Source organism: Lactiplantibacillus sp. 3062 (genome assembly GCF_055413545.1).
This window is the reverse complement of the sequence record NZ_JBVAYE010000002.1, coordinates 604,905-625,458: the sequence shown is the minus strand read 5'-3', so window position 1 is coordinate 625,458 and position 20,554 is coordinate 604,905. Positions and strand designations below refer to the sequence as shown.

Genomic DNA, 20,554 nt, shown 5'->3' with positions numbered 1-20,554 from the left:
CATCCGATAGTGTCCGGATAAACATTTGAGCGGCTTTTTCAAGCTCGATATCGGACACAGAGAAAACCGACTCACGGTGGACCGTTATCATCCATGACAGATTAACTGGTAGGACACAGACTAAATAGTTGTTTCGAGAATGTACAAATTCTTGAAACAACTATTTTTTATTCACTCCGAATTTGTTGGTGGGCGCTGTTTATGAAAAAAATACATAACCCATACGTTATTTTTACATTATGCCAACATTCCCGATACGTTGGTCTGGCATGATTAAAGAGTAATCTAATAAATTACAAATAAAAGGTCGAGGGGATATGAATATGGGAATTACCTTGCAGAACATCACAAAGACGTATGATAAGGCGAAACAGCCAGTTTTAAACGATGTAAATGCCGAGATTCAAGACGGAGAGTTATTCGTGATTGTTGGGCCATCCGGTTGTGGTAAAAGTACGCTGCTGCGGATGATTGCCGGTATTATTCCAATTACTAGTGGAAAGCTGGCCATCAATGGTCAGATCATGAATGCAGTCCCACCAAAAGATCGAAAGCTGTCAATGGTTTTTCAAAGTTATGCCTTGTACCCTTTTTTGGACGTGGCTGCCAACGTTGCGTTTGGTTTACAAGCACGAAAAATGCCGGCCGCGGAAGTCGAGCGTCGGGTCAATGCCGCGTTGAAGATGGTCAATTTGACGGCTTATCGTGACCGCAAGCCGCGCGAACTATCTGGTGGTCAACGGCAACGAGTGGCTTTGGCTCGGGCGATTGCCAGTGATGCTAAGGTTTGCCTGATGGACGAACCGTTATCAAACCTTGATGCGCAACTACGCGTGCGAATGCGGACCGAAATTCGCGAACTGCAACGTAAGCTCGGATTGACATTGATTTATGTCACCCATGACCAAACTGAAGCGATGACCATGGCCGATCACGTAATGGTGTTAAATGAGCGTCACGTGCAACAGATTGATACACCGTTAGATATTTATAATCATCCTGCTAATCATTTCGTCGCTGAATTCTTCGGTACGCCACAGATTAATTTACTGCCAGTGGTGACGAAAACCGCTCGTAATTTACACGTCGCGGAGGGGTTTCAGATCGCGCTTAACCAACCATTAAACGCGGGGAGCTATACGATTGGTATCCGACCTAATCAGCTAAACGTAGTACCAGTTACTGATGAGCGCGGTAATGGCAAGGTCACGAATGTCGAGACACTGGGCGAGATGACGATTATCGAAGTGCAGGCTGATAACGGGACGGCATTGCGAGTTGCACAATCTGGTCAGGTCCAATTACCACTTGAACAACGGGTGAATGTAACCGTTAATGGTAAGATCTTCATTTTTGATGAGCACGAACAACTGATTGCTGAAGAGGAGGGTGTTACTAGTGATCAACTCGTTTCCGTCGATTAAGCGACGCCTTAAGCCGAAACAATCGCCAGATGCGCATGACCAAGCAAATGTGCAGACCGGCAGTTTTGAATTAAAGCGTAATGATAAATATTATGCTTGGCTATTTCTTGGGCCCTCAATACTCGCCCTCAGTGTTTTTGTTTTCTATCCAATGTTACGCACCTTGTATCTAAGCTTTTTCTTGACTAATAGTCTTGGTGAACCAACCGTCTTTGTTGGTTTGCAAAATTACCTTAATTTGCTGACGACTAAGAGTTATCTTGCTAGCCTGCAAGCCACTGGAATCTATGTCGTGGGTGTGACAGTGTTCACGTTAATTGGGGGGTTACTGTTAGCGGCCGCTGCCAATCAAAGGGTTCGGGGTATCGAGCTATTTCGAACTATGTTTACCTCGACTATGGGAGTGTCTGTCTCGGTCTCCGCAATTTTCTGGTTATTCATGTTTAATCCATCCGTGGGCTTGTTGAATAAGGTGGCCATCTGGATGCACTTACCGGCAATTAATTGGTTAACGGAGCCACACTGGGCCATGGTGGCGATTATTATGACGAGCGTTTGGATGCACCTCGGATTTACTTTTCTGATCTTTTTTGGGGCATTGCAAGTTGTGCCTAAAACCTTATATGATGCGGCCGATGTGGCGGGGACCAGTCGGCGTTATCAGTTCATCCATATCACGTTGCCAATGATTTCCCCCACACTCTTCTTTGCGGCGGTGATTACGTTGATCTCAGCGTTCAAGAGTTTCGGATTGATTGACTTGATGACTGCGGGTGGGCCTACGAACGCCACCAACTTATTAGTTTACCGTATTTATCGGGATGCCTTCGTTGATGGTAACTATGCGCTTGCTAGCACGGAATCGATCATACTAGCAATCATTATTGCAGCGATTACGGTAATCCAATTCAAACTTTTAGCAAAGCGGGTGCATTACTAATGGAAAATACAATGGCTACTCAAGCCCTGATTCGACATCGAATCGGTATCGGATTCCGGTACTTGTTATTAATTACATTAACGTTAGTCATTATTTTACCGTTTGTTTTAGGGTTGTGGACCAGCTTTTTACCAACGACGACTATTGCGAAAGGATCACTGAGCGGAACCCTTTCTTGGCAGAACTATCAGGATGCGTTCACCAAAACACCCATTCTTCGCTACTTATTTAACAGTTTAGTGATCTCAATCATTCAGATGATTGCTCATCTGTTTTTTGCATCAATTGCCGCCTACGCCTTTGTGTTTTTAGAATTTAAGTATCGGGATGCGTTGTTCTACTTGGTCTTGGCAACTATGATGCTACCATTTGAAGCTGAAGTGATTCCGAACTTTCACACGGTCCGTGCGATGCACTTGTTGAATCACTATGCGGTGATGGTTATCCCGTTCTTAACTTCGGCCTTTGGTATCTTCATGTTACGCCAAGCCTTTCTGCAAATTCCACGAGACTTAAAGGAAGCCGCTGATGTTGATGGTCTCTCACACTGGCAATTTTACTGTCGCGTTGCCTTACCATACTCACGGATTAGTTTATTGACGCTAGCTGCTTACAGCTTTTTAGGAAGCTGGAACCAATATTTATGGCCAATGCTAACCACGTTTTCAAATCGGCTACGTCCGGTCCAAGATGGATTGCGGCAATTGCATTCGGAGGAAACCGCTACGAATTGGGGACTCGTTCAGGCGAGTGCCGCCATCGTGGTGATTCCAACATTGATTGTCCTTTTCTGGGGGCAACACTACTTTAAATCTGGATTGAATGAAGGTTCGGTGAAATGATGAAGATAACGCGAAAGTGGCAGTGGCTAGCCGGTATGATGGTTGTCCTCTTGGTAGTGGGTGGGGTCGCTTATAGTCGGACCCGTGTCCATGCGGATAGTAGTCGCATTAAAGTGGTGTTTTGGCATGAGATGAAAGGTCCTGGTCAACAAGCGATTGACGCCTACGTTAAAGCGTTTAATCACCAACAGTCCAAATATGAAGTTGTAGCCGAGTTTGAGGGTGGCTATAATGGCGTCATTCAAAAAATCTTGAATACGCATGGGACGGCCGCGTCACCAGCGCTATTTCAATCGATGGATATTTCCACCAGTCAGATGTATCACAGTGGTTTCACGACACCGATGCAGAAATTTATTGACCGTGACCATTACGATGCTGATCAAATCATTCCGGGCGCCAAGGCGATCGTGATGCGCGACAATCAATTGCTAGCAATGCCGTTTAATGCATCGCAAACGGCGCTTTATTATAATAAGAGGGTCTTGCGTCAGTACGGGATTACGCCGCCACCAGTGGATCCGACTTACGATGATATCACGCGAGTCGCTAAGGCCATCCACGACAAATCCCACGGCAAAGTCAAGGGAATGACAATGGAGGCCTATTCGTGGCTATTCGAGCAGCTGGTCGCTAACGCAGGTGTTCCCGTTGCCAATCGTGATAATGGTCATACTGGCAATGCGACTAAGGTCGACTTTACGAGTCCCGCGGCGATCAATGCGATGAAGTGGGTTAAAGAAAATATTGACTATGGTGACTTTATGAACTTTGGTTCGGGTGGTAATGCTGCTGCAAATGAAGCAGCTTCTTTCTTGGCAGGCCATTTGGGTATCTTCATGCAATCGTCCGCGAACACGGGTCAGTTGTATCAAGTGCTCAAAAATGATCTAGGTGTCACATATTTCCCACGGCCGAATGGTCAGAGAGCCAACGGAATCGCAGTTGGTGGGGCGGCACTTTGGATTGCGAACGATAAACCAAGCGCGGTCCAAGATGGCGCGTGGGAATTCACTAAGTTTCTCGCTAGCGCACAGACGCAAGCCGATTGGCAAGCTAAGACTGGTTATTTAGCCGTTAATAAGGGGGCTAAGGACGAGCCAACGCTGAAAAAACTATTCAAGAAGTCGCCGGTCCTAGAAGTTTCTGGTAATCAGATGCTACGAACGAAGCCTAATAATACGAACTCAGGTGTCTTTGTCGATGGTTGGGTTCCCGCACGGACGGCGATTCAAACGGCGATGCAACAGATTTTTGCAGGCCAAGATATTCGACAATCGTTGCAAACGGCTGAAAATACGTACAATAAAGTGTTAGAATCAAATAACCGTGCAAACGGTCGTCATTAATTGGAAAGAGTTGAAGAATTGTGCCAAATATGTCGTTGATTTATGGTCATCGGGGCGTTCCCGTTAAGTTTCCTGAGAATTCGCTAGCTGGGTTTGCGTATGCCATCAGTCATCATATCGATGGCTTAGAGTTTGACGTCCATCTTACCCAGGATCAAATACCAGTGATTATGCATGACGAACGAATCGATCGAACTACTAATGGGCAAGGGGCCATTGCGGATCTGACCTTCGAACAGTTGCGTAGATTTGAATTAGCAAATGGAGAGCCCGTCCCATCCTTACAAGAATTTTTAAACTTAGTGAGTGGGGAGCCCGTTCACTTGAACCTTGAGTTGAAGACTGATCGACACTATTATCTTGATATCGAGCGGATTGTGCTACGGATGGTCCGGCAGACTGACTTAATTTATCCGGTCGTTTTTTCGTCGTTTAATCTGAAGAGTTTACAGCGGGCCTACGCCATTGATGCCAGCCAGAAATATGCTTTTTTGACTTCAGCGCGTCTGGGTAATCCGGATGAGTTTGCGACTCACGAACACTTAGAAGGGGTGCATCTTGAACACTATCAACCTGTACACCATGTTGCTGAACGGGTTTGGACAGTGGATGAGCCAATCGTAATGCAACAATTGTTCGCAGCCTCGGTCAATGCGGTGATTACCAATAACTTTGAGTTAGCCCAACAAGTCCGGGCAGCCATGTAATCGAGCGCAATTGTGCTAGTGCGGCATTCAAAGATTGTCGTTTGGTAATGCGACACTACCCGCGCTACCTAGCTAGCTGGTCGCGAGTCATTAAGAAGTTTCTGTATTGTTTGCTCGCTAGATTGTGCGCAATAAAAGCGCCAGTCCCCATTATCGGGACTGGCGCTTTTAGCATGATTAATTAAACTGTGGTTGGATTGCGAATCTTGCCTAATTCAGAATCGATTTGAGCCAGCACTGCTTGTTGGTTAGCAGGTTTTTCCAAGTCGTACTGTTGTAAATCAATCTTCATTTTAGGGCTAGCATCGTATTCATCGTACCATTTCCGATAAGCGGTCCACATCTTATAGTAATAAGATTCCAGTTCAGGGTTGTGGTCGAACTGTTCGTAGTCGCGACCACGCTTCTTGATCCGGTAAAGAATCGTATCGAAGTCAGTTTCAGAGTAGACCATCAAGTCTGGTGCCTTCTTAGGCAGTTCAGTCAATTCGGTCATCATATTGTCTAGTAGTTGCAAGTAAACATTCAATTCAGTGTCAGAGATGTTTCCTTCAGCGTTGTTTTCTTTGGTGAAGAGGGCATCTTCATAGATGGAGCGGTCGAGGACGTTGTTATCGTCGGCCAATGCCTTCTTGATCATTGCAAAACGTTTGTTGAGGAAATAGATTTGTAATAGGAACCCGTAATTCTTAGGATCCGAATAATAAAGTGGCAATACGGGGTTGTCGCCAACCGGTTCGTAAAATGCCTTAGTTCCAAGGTGGTCAGCAATTAACCCCGTTAACGTGGTTTTGCCGACCCCAATCATTCCTGCTGTTATTATCACCATGATAGCCCCTCTTTATAAAAAATTGCACAATATATTGTATCTCAAAAAAAGTTTTAATACCATATAGACTTTTAATGAAAAATTTGCTTGGGAGCTATTTTCACTTATTTTTTAGCCTGTTCCTTTAATAAATCACGAATTTCTTCTAGATATTGCGCGGAAACATCGACTTCTTCTTCCTCGGGTTCTTCTGGTTCATTTTTAACCACTTTATTAATAATTTTCACCAGAATGAAAACGACGATGGCGACGATGAAGAAATTAATGATGGCATTTAGAAAGGACCCGTACTTAAAGGTAGCATCACCGATACTGAACTTTAGATTGGATAAATCAACTTTGCCTAAGAAAATCCCAATCAGTGGATTAATTAAGTTGTCTGTCAACGATTTAACAATGGCCGTAAAAGCGGACCCAATAATAACCCCAACGGCCAAATCAATCACGTTACCGCGGGCAATAAATTCCTTGAATTCTTTGATCATGCGACTCGCACTCCTTTATTAATTGACTGTTAACAGTATAGCCAAAATCAAACGCGGACTCAATCAATATACCAATCTAATTTAACCGTAAGCTTGTCCCTAACTAAAGCATACCCATACTAATTTGAGGTGGTATCATGATTAGTTTTGTTTGGATAGTGACTTAATGTTGTTCTGAATGATTGTTGTGGTGCATTTGAGACTAGTTAATGGTTTTAGTTAGTTGGGCTGTTGACTGACAAGCTAGATGACTTAGCGTGTGTGACATCCGGTCAAAATGAGTCTGTGAAAAGCAGTCTCAAGTAATGGGGAAGTCGTTTCAATATTAGTAGGGATTTTCACGAATACTAATAATATAGTAGTAGGTTAAGGTGTTGACCAGCGAATCAGAATTAACAGCACCATTTGGGTAAAGTCGTCAACTTAGTTAGCTGCTAAAAACGACTCTCTCTGATATAGAGAAAGTCGTTTTGGCAGTGTTTCGAGATCATAAATCCAAATAACTAATTCGTCTTATTGTCAGATGCTTTAGCTTGGGCCTTTCGCCGAACCAACGTGGCTAACTTACTCTGAGTGGCTTTGACGGCGACGGGGTCTTCAAAGTCAATTTGAGCCAGCCGAGGGTAACGACGGATAAAGAACAACCAGGTCAGAGCAATAAACAGCATTAGAATCAGTGCTAAGACGCCCATCTCAGGAAGAGCAGAATTACCAGTCATTAAGGTCTGCCGCAAGCCGTTGACGCTGTAACTCATTGGTAACCACGGGTGGATTGTTTGGAAAAAGTGACCTGACAGCTGAATTGGATACGTTCCGGCTGAACCACCGAGCTGTAAGACTAGTAGTACCATACTGAAGAAGGCGCCAGCTTTGCCGAAGACAAGGTTAAGCCAAGCGACGATCGTCATGAAGAGTAGCGCCGTTAGCGTGAGTAACAACCAAGTGGCAAACGGATGAATCGGGCTGAGTCCGTTGATTAACATCATCAAGCCGAGCATAATCGTACTTTCCATGATTGAAAAGACGAGCATGATGCTGGCCTTGCTACTCCACCAATCCAGTGCCGATTGCGGGTGTTTGCGTGGGGTATACATATCAAACATCATATTGAGGGCGAGCGCGCCGACAAATAACGAGACACTTAACATATACGGCGCCATACCAGTACCGTTGTTTGGTACATCATCACGGTCCTGGTGAGTTGTAGTGACGGGTTTGGCAACTTGTTGATACGTCAGTTTTGATGGATTGAGATTCCCCTTGCTTGCGGCCGTTCCTAATTTGGTCGCTAATGCTTGGTTACCAGTTTGAATCTTATTACCAGCGGTTGTAACTTGGTTAGCACCCACGGCTAGTTGCTGAGCTCCGGTGGCTAATTGCCCATTGCCACTAGTGAGTTGCTGACTGCCATTAGCGAGTGCAATACCCGTTGTGCCGAGTCGATGTAAGCCAGTGGTGACTTGTTGACTGCCCGTAACTAACTGTGAGATGCCAGTTGTTAAGCTGGGTAGGTTGGTCTGTGCAGATTGAAGACCCGTAGCCACGCGGCTGGCACCTTGTGTTAGCTGGTTGCCCTGGGTGCTGAGTTGACGCGTGCCCGCGGTCAGCTGTTGAGAACCCGCGGCAACTTGCCCCGCACCCGTAGCCAGTTGGTGACTTCTCTGATTGAGCAAGTTGGTGTTAGCATCCAGTGTTTTAAAGCCTTGGGTGAGCTGCTGGCTATTAGTTGTGAGCGTTGTTGTTCCGCTAGCCAAGTTTGTCGCACCAGTAGTGACGGCCCCAATGCCATTAGTGAGATTAGGTAGGACCGTGTTCAGCTGGGTTAGACTAGTACTCAGTTTGTTAGCCGCGTTACCAGCAGATTGAATACCGGTCGTCAGTGATTGCGCACCGGTAGTGAGTTGGGTGACCGTGGTGACAAGGTCAGCCTGCTGTTGAGTCGTGGCGCTGAGGGCCCTAGTCAAAGCAGTCGTATCTAGAGCCGGTTGCGTCGACTGGGCGATGGCCGTGGTTAAACTCGCAAGGGCGGCGTTGATGGCGTCACGGTTAGCGGATTGATCAACCGTTGCCAAAATGGCTGATTTTTGTGCCGCAGTCAAATTTTGACTGTTAGCGGTTGCGGCGACATTGTCGTGAAGCGCCGCACTAGTTTTAATAGCCGATGTCAGCGCACTTAGCGCGGTTTTAACGGACGATAAGTCGGTACCAGCAGCCTGCTTTTTCAGCGCTGCCACGGTTGCGCTAATCGTGGCTTGATTGTTGGTTGGTTGCTTAAGTTGCGTCTGCAATTTTTGCAAGTCGATGGTGAGGGACTGACTGTTCTGACCTAGTGTCTGGATGCCAGTAGTTAGCTGACTTGAGCCGCTCGTTAGGGCCGTCGTTTTAGCCGTTAACTGAGCGGTCTGTGCTTGTAGTTGATTAGCACCTTGACTAAGCTTGTTGGCACCAGTGTTGACCTTGCCGACACCGGCCGCATAAGCGTTTAAACCGGAACTAAGTTGTTGCGTACCAGTCGCCAGTTGAGCGGTACCACTACTGAATTGTTGCGTGCCACTGGCCACCTGATGGGCACCAGTATTGACTTTGACAGTCCCAGTATTCACTCGCTGGGCGCCAGCAACGTATTGATCAACACCTTGATTTAAAGTTTGAACACCGGTGTTGAGTTGAGCCATGCCAGCAACTAACTGATTACTTTTGACGAGCAGTTGTGTTAGACCGGCAACTACTTTTTGGTTACCCACCTGTAGTTGTGAAATGCCATTAAGATATTGGTTTAAACCGACCGTCAGTGTTTGACTCCCTTGTTTTAGTTTCAGCGAACTAGTTGCGAGGGTGTCCAGGTTGGTGGCGATTTTTTGGTTGGCAGTTTGGAGCTGCTGACCACCGGTGGCTAGCTTTTGATTATTAGTAGCAGCTGTTTTGAGGCCACTGTCAAGTTGTTTGATAGCGGCAAACATCGTTTTGGCATAGCTCGTTGTAATCGTTTGGGCGACGGATGACCGAATCGAGGTGACCGCCGAATCGGCCATCTTGCTAGCGACGAAGTTATGTCCAGCACTTGTATCATAATGTAGCACCATGGCTTGTGGTTGGTGATTGAGTAAGGTAGTCGCGTGGCGCGAAAAATTGGTTGGAATCGTGAGCACCATATAATAGCGGCCATTTTTCAAGCCAGCTTGTGCCTGACTCGCGTTGACTTGTTGAAACTTCAAAGCGCTAGATTTTTTTAAATTCGTTGTTAAATTGCGCCCAACACTGAGATGCTTCCCTTGGTACGTGACTGGCTGATCATGATTGACGACGGCTACAGGTAAATTATTTAACCGACCGTATGGATCCCACATTGATCGTAAAAATGTCACGGCATAAATTGATGGAATGAACATAATGATTGCCATGACGATAATCATTAGTTTGTGTTTGCGCATATACGCCCATTCTGCTTTAATCATCTTTACTTGCGCTCCCTTAATTGTCTATTTTGTATGAAACCCCGTGTGTGCATTAAAGAGGATAACAGGTTTCAGAAATAGCACCACATCATCAAGACAGCATGTGGGGTTTAAACCCCATTTTGAGTGCAAGTGGGGTTTAAAATTAAGGGTAAGTTATGATTTTAAAAATATTATGGGTATACATAGCATGAATTGAGCTGTCATCAATTATGATAAAAATGTGTTAGTTAGGTTACTGGTCATCAGTAAATGTGCGTCCTACATACACCTTCTAGGCTGAGCGGCAATTGCTATAACATAGCCAACGTCGATTCGGCTGCGGGATTGTCCGAACGTGGAAAAGAAGCCCCTTACCATGATATTTCAAAGTAAGGGGCTTGGTATGAGATAAGCAGTTAAGATTTCCAGACAATTAGTTCATCTGGTTTGAAGTAGAGTTGTTGGCTAACACCAAACCGAACTAAGTATTGATCTTTAGCTGCGTAGTAGGCAATGATCGTTCCCACAATTCCCAAATATGGTTTTGGTAACTTGACGGTCGTTCCGATTTTTAAAGTTGACATGATTGAAAACCTCCTAAATTTTAGTCATTATCAAGGCCGTGACGACGGTAGGCATAGAAGAAGATGCCACAGGTAATCACGAGCCATCCGAGTTGCGTCAGTACCTCACGAAGCGTCCATGAAAAACCATTAGTGGCATATGAGGCGGTAATATAGTGATTAATCGTGCTGCTATACAGATAACTGCTAAAGGATTTAAGGGTGGTATTGAACTGTTCGAAATTCGGTATCAGGCTTAAAATCAGCATCATTGGAATACTGTAGACGCCTGCTTGAGTTTGACCATTAGCAATCAGACCAATAATGTATCCGAGCACGAGACTCGTTAAACTAGTGATAATAGTAATCAATAAAAAGTTTCCTAAGTGAATTTGCGACCAACTGGCGCCGCTTAGGGGGACCAGTATCAAATTGGTTACAGTCATAATAGCTAGTGGTGGCAATAAACTACCGATAAAAAATTCGGGCCCGGTAATGGAAGAGGTCATTAGGACACGTAACGTATGGTGTTCTTTTTCTTCGGCTAAGGGATAACTTGTCATCATGATGCCACCCATAACGATATTAAAGCATAGTCCCATTCCCAGTAATAGGGAAATCAGGGCGACGTGTGATGGTGCTTTACTTTGCATAATACTCTTCATGAAAACGACGTACAAAATGGCCATGATTGGGGCAGTCATTAGACTCATATTTGAAATGATCAGTCTTAATTTAAGACCGAATAAGGCTTTTATTTTGGTTACTGATAAACTCATTTTAGGCTCCTTCCAGTTACGGCTAAAAAGACATCTTCAAGGGTCGGCTCGCACGAGTGAATCGTCTCAAGTTGCCCAGAAAGCATCCACTGATTAATCTGATAGGTCGTCTCAGGAGATGCGGGGAGTAACAAATCTTGCGCTGCCGATGCAATGTGGACGCGATACTGCTGGTCGCGATTATATTTTAATTGCAATGCTTGTGGGGCTGCACATTCTGCGATGCGGCCAGCGTTGAGTAAGGCGACACGATTGCAGAGACGAGTGGCTTCCAGCATATCATGAGTCGTTAGCAGAATCGCTGTACCCTGGTCGCGTAATTCTCTAATCAGTGCGTGAATTGCTTGGGTCGTGCGGGGATCTAAACCACTGGTTGGATCATCGAGGAACAAGACTTGCGGTTGGTGAAGAATTGCTCGGGCCAGAACTAGCCGTTGACGCATACCTTGAGATAACTTACCAGCGAGTTTTTTCTTATGTTGACTGAGACCAACTCGTTCAAGTAACTTATCAACACGTGCAACCGGGACACCAAACATTTTCGCGAAGAATAGTAGGTTTTGGTATACCGATAATTTGTCGTAAAGCCCACTTTGATGCGTGACGATGCCGATTTTTTCATAGCGGTGTTCGTCGTATGCTTGGACAGACTGACCCAGGACGTAGGCTTCACCGTTTGTTGGTAATAATTGTCCGGTTAGAATTTTAATGGTGGTTGTTTTTCCCGATCCCGAGGGACCTAAAAAACCAAAAATTTCACCTGGCTGAACGGTAAAACTAACTTGGTCCAGCGCGGTCGTATTTTGAAATGATTTGGCAATGTTAATCACTTCGATTGCATTTTTTATTGTCATCGTTGATCGCTGACTCCTTTAAATTTGATTTGGAAGCGTAGTGGCTTCTACAAAATCTAGTTTACTGGAACAATCGTCGAATGTGATTAAATCAAGGTGTAATGGGGCATATTGGGGCCGAATGGTGCATTATTTAGGCTGAATGGTGTCCTAAAAATTGATCAAAGCTTTTAAATCAGTGAGTTTACCGCGAGAGAGGGGCAGTTTACTTTTGTTTTTCAAGATTAACGTGTAACTATTTCGGGAGTAACTGATTAGTTCCGCGATTTGTTGTAAATTAACCAAGTAAGAACGATGACAGCGGAAGAAGCCGAGCGTCGTCAATTGTTGTTCTAATTCGCTCATTGTTTGCGATGACGTGAATTGTTCGCCACTGACGTTCAGTTGACTGACCCCGTTGACACTTTCAATAAAATCGATCTCGTTGGGGCTGAAAAAGACTGTTTTATCTTCAACCTTACTTGCAATTTTAAAAATTGGTCTAGGTGTATCTTCTGAAGTGTGTGCGGAATCGGAACTGCTTTCGGTCGCCAAATCAGTCAACTCGAGGCCCTGGTTTGGTCGATAGCGGAAGATAGTCGTACTGGTTAGGACAAGTTCTTCTAATGAGTAGGAGGTCAGCAGTACGGTGACGCCGTGTTCGCGAGTATAGGCTAAGGCTGCTAAGTACAGCTCAATGCCAGCGTTGGTCAAGTTGGTCAGGGGACTTTCAATTAGTAACAAGTCCGGTTGTAGGATGAACGCCCGCAGTAAGGCCAGACGTTGTTGTTGATCAAAGGATAAGTGCTTGATCTTAGTATGGGCGACGTCTTTGAGTGCGAAATACTGCAAAATGTCATCCAGATCCGTCTCAAAGGTGCTGATGCGTTGAAAGGTCTTCAAATAAGTCGAGACTGTTAATTGCGGATAAAAGCCGTCATCATGAAAGATGGCTTGGATACGTGCGGGAGTGAGGCCAGTCATGACGCCACTAGTTTGGGGCGTCGTTTGGCGTAATAAGTTGAATAGGGTTGTTGCCTCAACGTGGCTCATCTGAATGCCGATGTTACTTTTCGCTGGAATGGTGAGTGTGAAATCTTTTAAAATCGTTTGGTGTGCTTGTTGTTTAAAGATGTTGCTTAACTGAATTGTTTGCATGGTGAGAACCTCGTTGTTTTTAGTGTCTGAGTGAGGTGGTTAGAAAAAGGCCATATCACTCAGACAGATTGGCAAATCTGATGTAGACAGTAACAATATACCATATCGAAGTAGGCAGTTGTGGTTTGTCCTGATTAAGACCGTTATGTCAAAATGACAGCTGACATGATGCAAAATACCGCAATAAAAACAGGACAATGGACGGCCGGCATTCGTATGGCGGGTCAATATCCTGTTTTTTAAAATTAATGTTTGATGATTGAATGACTAACGAGATTGATCAAGTGGTCATAAAACACTTGGTCAATTGATAATAATAGCAATATCAGAAATGGCCAACCAAACGGTCTCTGTGGGTGATTATAAGCAATTACTGGCATCACTGTTAAGCCCATGTGGATGAAACTTCCTAATAAAATCAGCCACAAGCTGATTAGGGCCCATTGCGATTTTTGCCGCATGTTTATGCGCCTCCATAACAATTAAGTATGGCACAGCGATTAGTGCTTAACCAATTGATTCCAGAAGCAGGCAAAGTCATAAGTTGTGACTGAACCGCCAAGTTAGAATTTGTTTTTGAATTTCAACCAAATTAGATAGTGATCATGGGCTTTTTTCAGTTGTCGGTAGCGCCGGGGCTGTTTGCGGTAAAAATCCTGATGATAATTTTCTGCTGGCCAAAATTGCTGTAAGGGCTCAATGGCCACGACAATTGGTTTTTGATAACGTTGCGAGTCCACAAGCGCTTGTTTGGATGCTTGTGCAATGGTCAATTGATGTTGATTAGCATAAAAAATGACTGGCCGGTATTGGCTACCGCGATCATTGATTTGTCCAAAGCGGTCGGTCGGATCAATTAGTTGCCAATAAATATCGACAAGATTTTGATACGAGATTTTACGGGAATCGTATCTGATTTCCACGGCTTCAACGTGCCCCGTATATTGACCACTAACTTGTTCATAGGTCGGTTGGGCCCACGAACCACCGGTATAACCAGAAATCACATTATTAATACCGGGACGCTGATCAAAGGGCTCAACCATGCACCAAAAGCACCCACCAGCAAAGACTGCCCGTTCTTCATAAGGCGAACTAAGGGGTGGGTAAGCCGATACATTGTTTTTAGTCGGCATGGGTGCGTTGCCAGTGATGGCAAGATAAAAGTCCATAACATCCGGGGTCAAGTTATTCCGCATAGCTAATGGTCGCAAATCAGCTTCGAGCTGTTTTAGTTGCCCAGTCGGCGATAGCTGTTGCCGATTATTCTTGGCCTGGACTAGTAAATGGCGTTCCCAGTCACGCGTCGCCGGGTTGATGATTAAATTGTATAAGTCGCGCATTAAGGCTTCAGGTTTTGCTTTCATGGTGTCTCCTTAACTGGCTTATTTGCCGAGTATTAGCACGTACTTGCATTTTGACTGATTTGATTTTAGCACGGTGCTTTGGTAGCACATAATGTTATGATTTGTTTTCTATCACCCTGTCGTAAGCTACTCTAACAAGAAATGCAACCAGATGATATTGATGTGATCGTTAGTTGCATCTTAGTTATAAGCACCGTTTGGCCGACGTCAAAAATGGCGGCTATTATTGTGGGTATTATTCACCCAAGTCCAATTTGATTGGAAAAGCTTGCTATGAAGTATGGTTGATAGTTTATAATGAATCGCATGCGAAAAAAGGAGGAACTAAAATTGGATGATAAAGTCGCCAAATATACAACCCAAGAGATTTCAGTATTAGTTGGGATGAGTGTCTCTCAGGTCCATTACTATGATCGCCTGGGCCTAATTCCTAATCTAAGACGATCTGAGAATGGGTATCGTGTTTTTACGGAAAAGAATCTGATTTGGATGAAAAATTTGAAGATTTTTATTGATTCCGAAATGCCGTTGAAGGATATTCGTCAACTAACTGATTTAGTTGTTCAAGGCAAGCAAGCAACAGCGGAAAAGCGTCAAGCGATTGTTGAACATCATCTGAAAGAATTAGAGAAAAAACAGGCTGAACTTAAGAAACAGGTCGCATTCATGAACGGGTTTATTAAAACATATCAGCAAATGGAAAAGGAGTCCGATGAACGATGAATACAGTTTTAGTTATTGGTGCAACTTCGCCAACTGCCCAGGCCTTCATTAAATTAATGGAACGTGATTATCCAGAAATGACTTTAAAATTATTTGTTCGTAATCGCAAAAAGGTCCCGGCCTATCAGAAACGAGAACATGTTATTTTTCTGGGAGATGCAGCGAAATATACTGATTATGTAGCGGCACTCGAGGATGTCGATTATATTTATGATTCCGTTGGTGGGCTGAGCACTGGTCCGTACGTTAAGTTATTGTTACGTGCAATTAAGGAAACACAGGCAACAATTAAACGAATAGTCGATATTTCGGCAGGCGGTATTTACGGTGAATATTTGTCTGGTAATTTACTCTATTTATCGGCTGTTCGCACGCAACATCCTCAGTATACCCATGATCAGTTAGACAAACCGTTGTTATTTGCAAATAGTGGTATTCCCTTTACAATCTTTAGACCAGGACTAATTCAGAATGGACCCGAAACAAAAATTATTACGCACGGTCCTGAATTTAGAGCGATACCGGAGTCTGAATTTGCAATTAATCGAGATACGTTTGCTAGGGCAGCAGCCAATGCCTTATTTAATGATGACTACCACAATCAAAGTGTTGCTATTTCTAATGGTGAACTATTATAGAGGAGAAACTTTTGTATGAAGCGTTTAGTTGGAACTCTGTGCGGTATTATTAGTGCCGCTTTATTTGGGCTAGGTGGAATACTAGCACAGCCTTTGTTAAGTGAGCAAGTTCTGACTCCGCAACAGATTGTATTGTTACGGCTGTTAATCGGTGGGGCAATGTTGTTGCTATATCGTAACTTGTTTTTCAAGCAGGCTAGAAAAAGCACGAAAAAGATTTGGACACATTGGCGAATTTTAACACGAATTATGATATACGGCATCGCCGGCTTGTGCACGGCACAAATTGCCTTTTTTTCTGCGATTAATTACAGTAATGCAGCAGTTGCAACTGTCTTTCAGTCCACTAGTCCGTTTATTCTGCTTGTATTTACCGCGCTGAAAGCGAAAAGACTTCCCAGTTTATTAGCAGGAATGAGCTTAATAAGCGCATTGATGGGAATCTGGCTTATTGTTGAATCCGGATTTAAGACCGGATTAATAAAACCGGAAGCAATTATTTTTGGCCTGATTGCGGCTATCGGGGTTATCTTATACACCAAACTACCTGTTCCATTGTTAAACCAAATTGCCGCAGTGGATATTTTGGGATGGGCACTAGTTATTGGCGGTGTGATAGCGTTGATTCACACACCGTTACCAAATTTAGTTAGATTTTCAAAAACGCAGCTTTTAGCGGTTCTTATCATTGTTATTCTAGCCACCGTTGTTGCGTATGATCTTTATTTAGAAAGTTTAAAGCTAATAGACGGATTTCTGGCAACTATGACTGGACTATTTGAACCAATCAGTTCCGTACTTTTTGGCATGTTATTCTTGCAACAAATCTTGGTTCCTCAGGCCTTGGTTGGTATTATATTGGTTGTGGGTGCAATTATGATACTGAATTTACCTCACCATATCACGGCACCTGTTCCCAGCAAACCCTGTCAATGTACGATGCCTAATCAGTAGGGAATGATAAGCAATCAATAATATCAAAAGTACTGGCTTTAACAACATATTGAAGAAATACTGCCAATTAAAACATCGGTACTGCGATTACCTTTTCGTAATCATATAAAGCTATTGTTTTTTGAAAGTTGGGTCATTGAGCACAGTAATTGACTGTTTCAGTTTTAGAAATTGATTCTTAGCAGGTCGCATTTTTGAAATGTCTTAACAAACGACTAAGTTAAATTTCACAAATGGCTGTAGCACCTATAATTGCACGCTGTGCTAAAAACTGCGCGTATGTATGGATAAACATTGAGATTTCAACGCAAAAATAAAGCGGTTGCATTTCCGCACGTCTTTCGCTAGAGTGGAATAGTAAACCTAAAATGACCAAGTTTCAGATGGTCAAGCGGATGAGAGGGAACTTTAATATGTATAAAATGATTGTTTGTGACTTGGATGAGACCCTGATGAATGACAATGGTACGTTGTCAGAAAAGAATGCGGCGGCAATTCAAGCTGCGGCGGCTAAGGGTGTTTATTTTGTGCCGAATTCTGGTCGTAGTTATACCTCGTTTCAGAACGATTTGGAGACGATGGGATTGCGGGACCAACCACATCAATATTCGATTTCTTATAATGGTGGTTTGATTTTAGAGAATAAGGATAATCGGCCATTGGCGGTGAATGCCATGCCATATGAGGTTGCTAAAGGGGTGTTTGAAGCGGGAATTGCGAATCAGCAGGCGGCGACGCATGTGTACACGCAGGATACGTTATATATTTACAATCCGGTTCCAAGTGATTCAGATTATCTACAAAACCGGGGCGTGACGTTCACAACTATGACGACGCCGGACTTTGAACAATTCAAAACGATGAACGTCATGAAGATTATTATGGCCTTGCCAACGATGACTGACCGCAAGCAAATGCGCGCAGACGTTGAAGCTATTGTTGATCCAAGCAAATTAGCCGTCACTTATTCGTCCGACCGTTACGTTGAGTTTAATCCGGCTGGCGTTGACAAGGGGACCGCAGCGGTTCAATTAGGAAAGCTACTGGGAATTACGACGGATGAAATTATTGCAGCTGGCGATAACAGCAATGATCTCCCCATGCTGAAGGCGGTCGGATTGCCTGTGAGTGTCGCCAATGGTATCGATGCAGTCAAGGCCGCAGCTAAGTACGTGACGGTCGCTGATAACAACCATGACGCGTTAGCAGAGGTTATTAACAAGTTTATTTTATAGTACAAATTTTATTTAGAAAATGAAAGTTGCCATTTGGCGTTCAACTTTTACAAGTGGTATCATGATAATTGAAAATGTGGTAGTATGAAATAAATTATTTGTTACAAATTACTGAATGGGGGAACACGCATGAGTGCGATTCGCGACGATTTAGCTAAAGCGATTAAGAATACCAACCTCGTTGAAATCTATTCCAAGGGAACCAATGAGCAATTTAGTGTTGGCTATGTGATTCAGCAGGATGAGAAGTTTGTGCTGGTCCAAGCCGTTAATGTCGATGGTGAACTAGATGGGTTAGTGGTCTTTCGTAAGGCATCGTTAGCCCGCGTAATTAGTGACACTGATTATTTGAAGAGCATGGCGACGATCATTGCGCTGGCTAAGCAACGGGGCTATTATGATGTTTGGAACACTGAACGATTGATGAATAAGCTGCTGAAGAAGCAGAATAAGACTAAACATTCGCTCTTAAAAACATTGTTGAAGCAAGCTTTTCACCACGATCAAGTGATTCAACTATCTGGTCGAATCAAAAAACATGGTGACAGCTATGCTGGCTTTATTCATAGTGAACATAAGAAATATATTGAATTTAATTATGTTGATATGTTCGATCTTGCCAAGCGCCCACAAATTGCCATTCGCTACGCTGAAATTGATGAGGCCAGTTTCCATAGTTTTGAAACCTTTAATACAACCGCGGTTATCGAGAGTTTTATGCCGGGTGATTTTCACTAATAATGATCTGTGAGCGGCACCGTTAATGAACGGGGGTCGCTTTTTTTATACCGTCGATCATGTGTGTCTTTTAAGATAATAAAGGCGAGTATAGCAAGTTTTGAAGACGGTTACGGGTATTAATTGGTCAGTCAGCGATTTGGTAAAGATTGTTAAGTTTTTATCGCACAAATATACAAACTGGCCGTATTTCGCTACAATGGTAGTATTGAGCATCATGCGGGGAGGGGAGCAGTTATCGTTTACGTCTATTGGTATATTGCAGCTTTTGACCATTGGTACTCGGTCATGCTGGTTTTTTTACTGCAGATATTAATCAATCGTGAGCTTCGACAGATGCGAGTCTATGCGACTGTTGCGGTTATGACCGTACTTCTAACTGTGATCTACATGTTGTATGACGACTATTCGGATATCATCACGTTCATTGTGAACATGGGGTTACTGGCGTTTGTACGTCGCAAAAAGTACTTTATTGTGACGAGTCTAACGGCCACACTCGCCTACATTCTTTTTAGTTTCTTTGGCAATTATGCGACGGAGTCGATTTTTCACTTATTCAACTTGGGTTTGAATGACTGGAGTGGCTGGCTATTTGAAGCCATCGGTGAAACAATTGTCACAGCTTGTATGTTGGCAGTCGCCGCTAGTTTCAAGGTCTTAAAGAAGCGTTATCCGCGGCAATTTGTAGACGGGCTAACGTTGAACGTGATTGTCAGTGCTTTGGCTGTAGTTGCGGTCGCGTTTTTTACCATCACGACTGCGGCGGATAATTATAATATTGGCTCAGGATTTTTGGGGATTCTAATGTTGATTCTAGTGGCTATCTTGCTGATCAACGCCGGAACGTTTCTTTACCTGTTCTATAGTTATACATTGCGGGTTCAAAATAACCGGCAAGCTTTGGAACGGCAACAATATGATATTTATGTCAAAAATTTGGAAAATAGTTATCAAAATTTACGTAAGTTTCGCCATGATTATCAAAACATCTTACTGTCCTTGGGTGAGTATATTCAGACAGCTGATGATCCTGAATTACAACAATATTTTCGTCAAGTTGTGACCAAGTCTAAGCAAAGTCTAAATCGTGATTTTGGACACTTTGACAATTTAGAACAAATCAAGGACAAACCATTGAAAGCCATTATTCAGAGTAAGTTTTCCGTTGCGCGCCAAGCTGGAATTCAAGTACGCTTGGAAGCCAACGACCCGATTGCGGCAATTGCAATTGATTCAGTGACGTTATCACGGGTGAGTGGCATCTTGTTAGACAATGCCATCGAAGCGGTGAAGGGTCAGAGTGGTGGTCAGATTGCGGTCGCACTTGTTAAGTATCCCCGCATGGTGGAGTTGATTTTTGCCAATTCATTGAATCATCCGATTGAGCGCCTGGATGAGCTGATGGTTGCTGGGCATACTTCGAAAGGTGCTGGTCATGGGCAAGGGTTAGCAACCGTTCGTGAGTTGTTAGATCCATTAGCTAACGTGACTTATGAAGTGAGCTCCCATCAACGATTCGAATTTATTATTAGTATTGAAAGTGAGTGAGC

General features: G+C 43.8%; 20 protein-coding genes. 11 read left to right on the top strand and 9 right to left on the bottom strand.

Annotation, left to right across the window (positions count from 1 at the left end):
- Positions 1 to 323 precede the first annotated feature (323 nt).
- From ACWQAU_RS05965 to ACWQAU_RS05945, 5 genes are read left to right on the top strand one after another with little or no spacing between them, the layout of a single operon-like run.
- Complete coding sequence (locus ACWQAU_RS05965) at positions 324 to 1,424, top strand: ABC transporter ATP-binding protein (RefSeq protein ID WP_011101354.1); 1,101 nt, start codon at positions 324 to 326, stop codon at positions 1,422 to 1,424.
- A complete protein-coding gene (locus tag ACWQAU_RS05960) occupies positions 1,399 to 2,364 on the top strand; it encodes a carbohydrate ABC transporter permease (protein WP_021356523.1) in 966 nt (321 codons plus the stop codon). The genes ACWQAU_RS05965 and ACWQAU_RS05960 overlap by 26 nt, the downstream gene beginning before the upstream one ends.
- Positions 2,364 to 3,206, top strand: coding sequence for a carbohydrate ABC transporter permease (locus tag ACWQAU_RS05955; protein ID WP_003643172.1), 843 nt, complete (start codon positions 2,364 to 2,366; stop codon positions 3,204 to 3,206). Before ACWQAU_RS05960 ends, ACWQAU_RS05955 begins: the two co-directional genes overlap by 1 nt.
- A complete protein-coding gene (locus tag ACWQAU_RS05950) occupies positions 3,203 to 4,555 on the top strand; it encodes an ABC transporter substrate-binding protein (RefSeq protein ID WP_021355926.1) in 1,353 nt (450 codons plus the stop codon). The genes ACWQAU_RS05955 and ACWQAU_RS05950 overlap by 4 nt, the downstream gene beginning before the upstream one ends.
- A 20-nt stretch (positions 4,556 to 4,575) precedes the next feature.
- Positions 4,576 to 5,262 (top strand): glycerophosphodiester phosphodiesterase, encoded by a 687-nt coding sequence (locus tag ACWQAU_RS05945; RefSeq protein ID WP_011101356.1) that lies wholly within the window; start codon positions 4,576 to 4,578, stop codon positions 5,260 to 5,262.
- 181 nt (positions 5,263 to 5,443) lie between these two features.
- Here the strand turns inward: ACWQAU_RS05945 and ACWQAU_RS05940 are convergent, their stop codons facing one another.
- The 9 genes from ACWQAU_RS05940 to msrA form a co-directional block, all read right to left on the bottom strand.
- Complete coding sequence (locus ACWQAU_RS05940) at positions 5,444 to 6,091, bottom strand: deoxynucleoside kinase (RefSeq protein ID WP_003643169.1); 648 nt, start codon at positions 6,089 to 6,091, stop codon at positions 5,444 to 5,446.
- Positions 6,092 to 6,195: 104 nt separating this feature from the next.
- Positions 6,196 to 6,576 (bottom strand): large-conductance mechanosensitive channel protein MscL, encoded by a 381-nt coding sequence (mscL, locus tag ACWQAU_RS05935; RefSeq protein WP_003643168.1) that lies wholly within the window; start codon positions 6,574 to 6,576, stop codon positions 6,196 to 6,198.
- A 503-nt stretch (positions 6,577 to 7,079) separates the two neighbouring features.
- Positions 7,080 to 10,031 carry a YhgE/Pip domain-containing protein gene (locus ACWQAU_RS05930; protein WP_015380142.1) on the bottom strand — a complete coding sequence of 984 codons (2,952 nt, stop codon included), beginning with the start codon at positions 10,029 to 10,031 and terminating at the stop codon, positions 7,080 to 7,082.
- 398 nt (positions 10,032 to 10,429) lie between these two features.
- On the bottom strand, positions 10,430 to 10,597 hold the full coding sequence (locus ACWQAU_RS05925; RefSeq protein ID WP_003643166.1) for a hypothetical protein: 168 nt from the start codon (positions 10,595 to 10,597) through the stop codon (positions 10,430 to 10,432).
- A gap of 20 nt (positions 10,598 to 10,617) precedes the next feature.
- Positions 10,618 to 11,355 carry an ABC transporter permease gene (locus tag ACWQAU_RS05920; RefSeq protein ID WP_027822080.1) on the bottom strand — a complete coding sequence of 246 codons (738 nt, stop codon included), beginning with the start codon at positions 11,353 to 11,355 and terminating at the stop codon, positions 10,618 to 10,620.
- Positions 11,352 to 12,209 carry an ABC transporter ATP-binding protein gene (locus ACWQAU_RS05915; RefSeq protein ID WP_027822079.1) on the bottom strand — a complete coding sequence of 286 codons (858 nt, stop codon included), beginning with the start codon at positions 12,207 to 12,209 and terminating at the stop codon, positions 11,352 to 11,354. The genes ACWQAU_RS05920 and ACWQAU_RS05915 overlap by 4 nt, the downstream gene beginning before the upstream one ends.
- Before the next feature lie 150 nt (positions 12,210 to 12,359).
- Positions 12,360 to 13,346, bottom strand: a complete 987-nt coding sequence (locus ACWQAU_RS05910; RefSeq protein ID WP_021356300.1) for a LytTR family transcriptional regulator DNA-binding domain-containing protein — start codon at positions 13,344 to 13,346, stop codon at positions 12,360 to 12,362.
- Between the two features lie 245 nt (positions 13,347 to 13,591).
- Positions 13,592 to 13,807, bottom strand: a complete 216-nt coding sequence (locus ACWQAU_RS05905; protein ID WP_003644243.1) for a hypothetical protein — start codon at positions 13,805 to 13,807, stop codon at positions 13,592 to 13,594.
- 102 nt (positions 13,808 to 13,909) lie between these two features.
- A complete protein-coding gene (gene msrA, locus ACWQAU_RS05900) occupies positions 13,910 to 14,713 on the bottom strand; it encodes a peptide-methionine (S)-S-oxide reductase MsrA (RefSeq protein WP_027822078.1) in 804 nt (267 codons plus the stop codon).
- Positions 14,714 to 15,043: 330 nt separating this feature from the next.
- Here msrA and ACWQAU_RS05895 point away from each other — a divergent pair, with 330 nt between their 5' ends.
- The 6 genes from ACWQAU_RS05895 to ACWQAU_RS05870 all read left to right on the top strand — a co-directional run bounded on the left by ACWQAU_RS05895 (position 15,044) and on the right by ACWQAU_RS05870 (position 20,552).
- The gene (locus tag ACWQAU_RS05895; protein WP_021356301.1) at positions 15,044 to 15,436 is read left to right on the top strand and encodes a MerR family transcriptional regulator; all 393 of its coding nucleotides are present in this window, start codon (positions 15,044 to 15,046) and stop codon (positions 15,434 to 15,436) included.
- Positions 15,433 to 16,074, top strand: coding sequence for an NAD(P)-dependent oxidoreductase (locus ACWQAU_RS05890; protein WP_027822077.1), 642 nt, complete (start codon positions 15,433 to 15,435; stop codon positions 16,072 to 16,074). The genes ACWQAU_RS05895 and ACWQAU_RS05890 overlap by 4 nt, the downstream gene beginning before the upstream one ends.
- A gap of 15 nt (positions 16,075 to 16,089) precedes the next feature.
- Positions 16,090 to 17,028 carry an EamA family transporter gene (locus ACWQAU_RS05885; protein ID WP_021356303.1) on the top strand — a complete coding sequence of 313 codons (939 nt, stop codon included), beginning with the start codon at positions 16,090 to 16,092 and terminating at the stop codon, positions 17,026 to 17,028.
- A gap of 413 nt (positions 17,029 to 17,441) precedes the next feature.
- Entirely contained in the window at positions 17,442 to 18,263 is an 822-nt protein-coding gene (locus ACWQAU_RS05880; protein WP_027822076.1) for a Cof-type HAD-IIB family hydrolase, read from the top strand.
- Positions 18,264 to 18,392: 129 nt separating this feature from the next.
- Entirely contained in the window at positions 18,393 to 19,001 is a 609-nt protein-coding gene (locus tag ACWQAU_RS05875; protein WP_003643156.1) for a hypothetical protein, read from the top strand.
- 336 nt (positions 19,002 to 19,337) lie between these two features.
- Positions 19,338 to 20,552, top strand: coding sequence for a sensor histidine kinase (locus tag ACWQAU_RS05870; protein ID WP_226661846.1), 1,215 nt, complete (start codon positions 19,338 to 19,340; stop codon positions 20,550 to 20,552).
- Positions 20,553 to 20,554: the final 2 nt, after the last annotated feature.

What these genes read in the sequence shown, in the direction of transcription:
- ACWQAU_RS05965 (WP_011101354.1), top strand. Translation starts at nt 324, where the DNA reads ATGGGAATTACCTTGCAGAACATCACAAAGACGTATGATAAGGCGAAA.
- ACWQAU_RS05955 (WP_003643172.1), top strand. Translation starts at nt 2,364, where the DNA reads ATGGAAAATACAATGGCTACTCAAGCCCTGATTCGACATCGAATCGGT.
- ACWQAU_RS05950 (WP_021355926.1), top strand. Translation starts at nt 3,203, where the DNA reads ATGATGAAGATAACGCGAAAGTGGCAGTGGCTAGCCGGTATGATGGTT.
- ACWQAU_RS05940 (WP_003643169.1), bottom strand. Translation starts at nt 6,091, where the DNA reads ATGGTGATAATAACAGCAGGAATGATTGGGGTCGGCAAAACCACGTTA.
- mscL (WP_003643168.1), bottom strand. Translation starts at nt 6,576, where the DNA reads ATGATCAAAGAATTCAAGGAATTTATTGCCCGCGGTAACGTGATTGAT.
- ACWQAU_RS05930 (WP_015380142.1), bottom strand. Translation starts at nt 10,031, where the DNA reads ATGATTAAAGCAGAATGGGCGTATATGCGCAAACACAAACTAATGATT.
- ACWQAU_RS05925 (WP_003643166.1), bottom strand. Translation starts at nt 10,597, where the DNA reads ATGTCAACTTTAAAAATCGGAACGACCGTCAAGTTACCAAAACCATAT.
- ACWQAU_RS05920 (WP_027822080.1), bottom strand. Translation starts at nt 11,355, where the DNA reads ATGAGTTTATCAGTAACCAAAATAAAAGCCTTATTCGGTCTTAAATTA.
- ACWQAU_RS05915 (WP_027822079.1), bottom strand. Translation starts at nt 12,209, where the DNA reads ATGACAATAAAAAATGCAATCGAAGTGATTAACATTGCCAAATCATTT.
- ACWQAU_RS05910 (WP_021356300.1), bottom strand. Translation starts at nt 13,346, where the DNA reads ATGCAAACAATTCAGTTAAGCAACATCTTTAAACAACAAGCACACCAA.
- ACWQAU_RS05905 (WP_003644243.1), bottom strand. Translation starts at nt 13,807, where the DNA reads ATGCGGCAAAAATCGCAATGGGCCCTAATCAGCTTGTGGCTGATTTTA.
- msrA (WP_027822078.1), bottom strand. Translation starts at nt 14,713, where the DNA reads ATGAAAGCAAAACCTGAAGCCTTAATGCGCGACTTATACAATTTAATC.
- ACWQAU_RS05890 (WP_027822077.1), top strand. Translation starts at nt 15,433, where the DNA reads ATGAATACAGTTTTAGTTATTGGTGCAACTTCGCCAACTGCCCAGGCC.
- ACWQAU_RS05885 (WP_021356303.1), top strand. Translation starts at nt 16,090, where the DNA reads ATGAAGCGTTTAGTTGGAACTCTGTGCGGTATTATTAGTGCCGCTTTA.
- ACWQAU_RS05880 (WP_027822076.1), top strand. Translation starts at nt 17,442, where the DNA reads ATGTATAAAATGATTGTTTGTGACTTGGATGAGACCCTGATGAATGAC.
- ACWQAU_RS05875 (WP_003643156.1), top strand. Translation starts at nt 18,393, where the DNA reads ATGAGTGCGATTCGCGACGATTTAGCTAAAGCGATTAAGAATACCAAC.
- ACWQAU_RS05870 (WP_226661846.1), top strand. Translation starts at nt 19,338, where the DNA reads ATGCGAGTCTATGCGACTGTTGCGGTTATGACCGTACTTCTAACTGTG.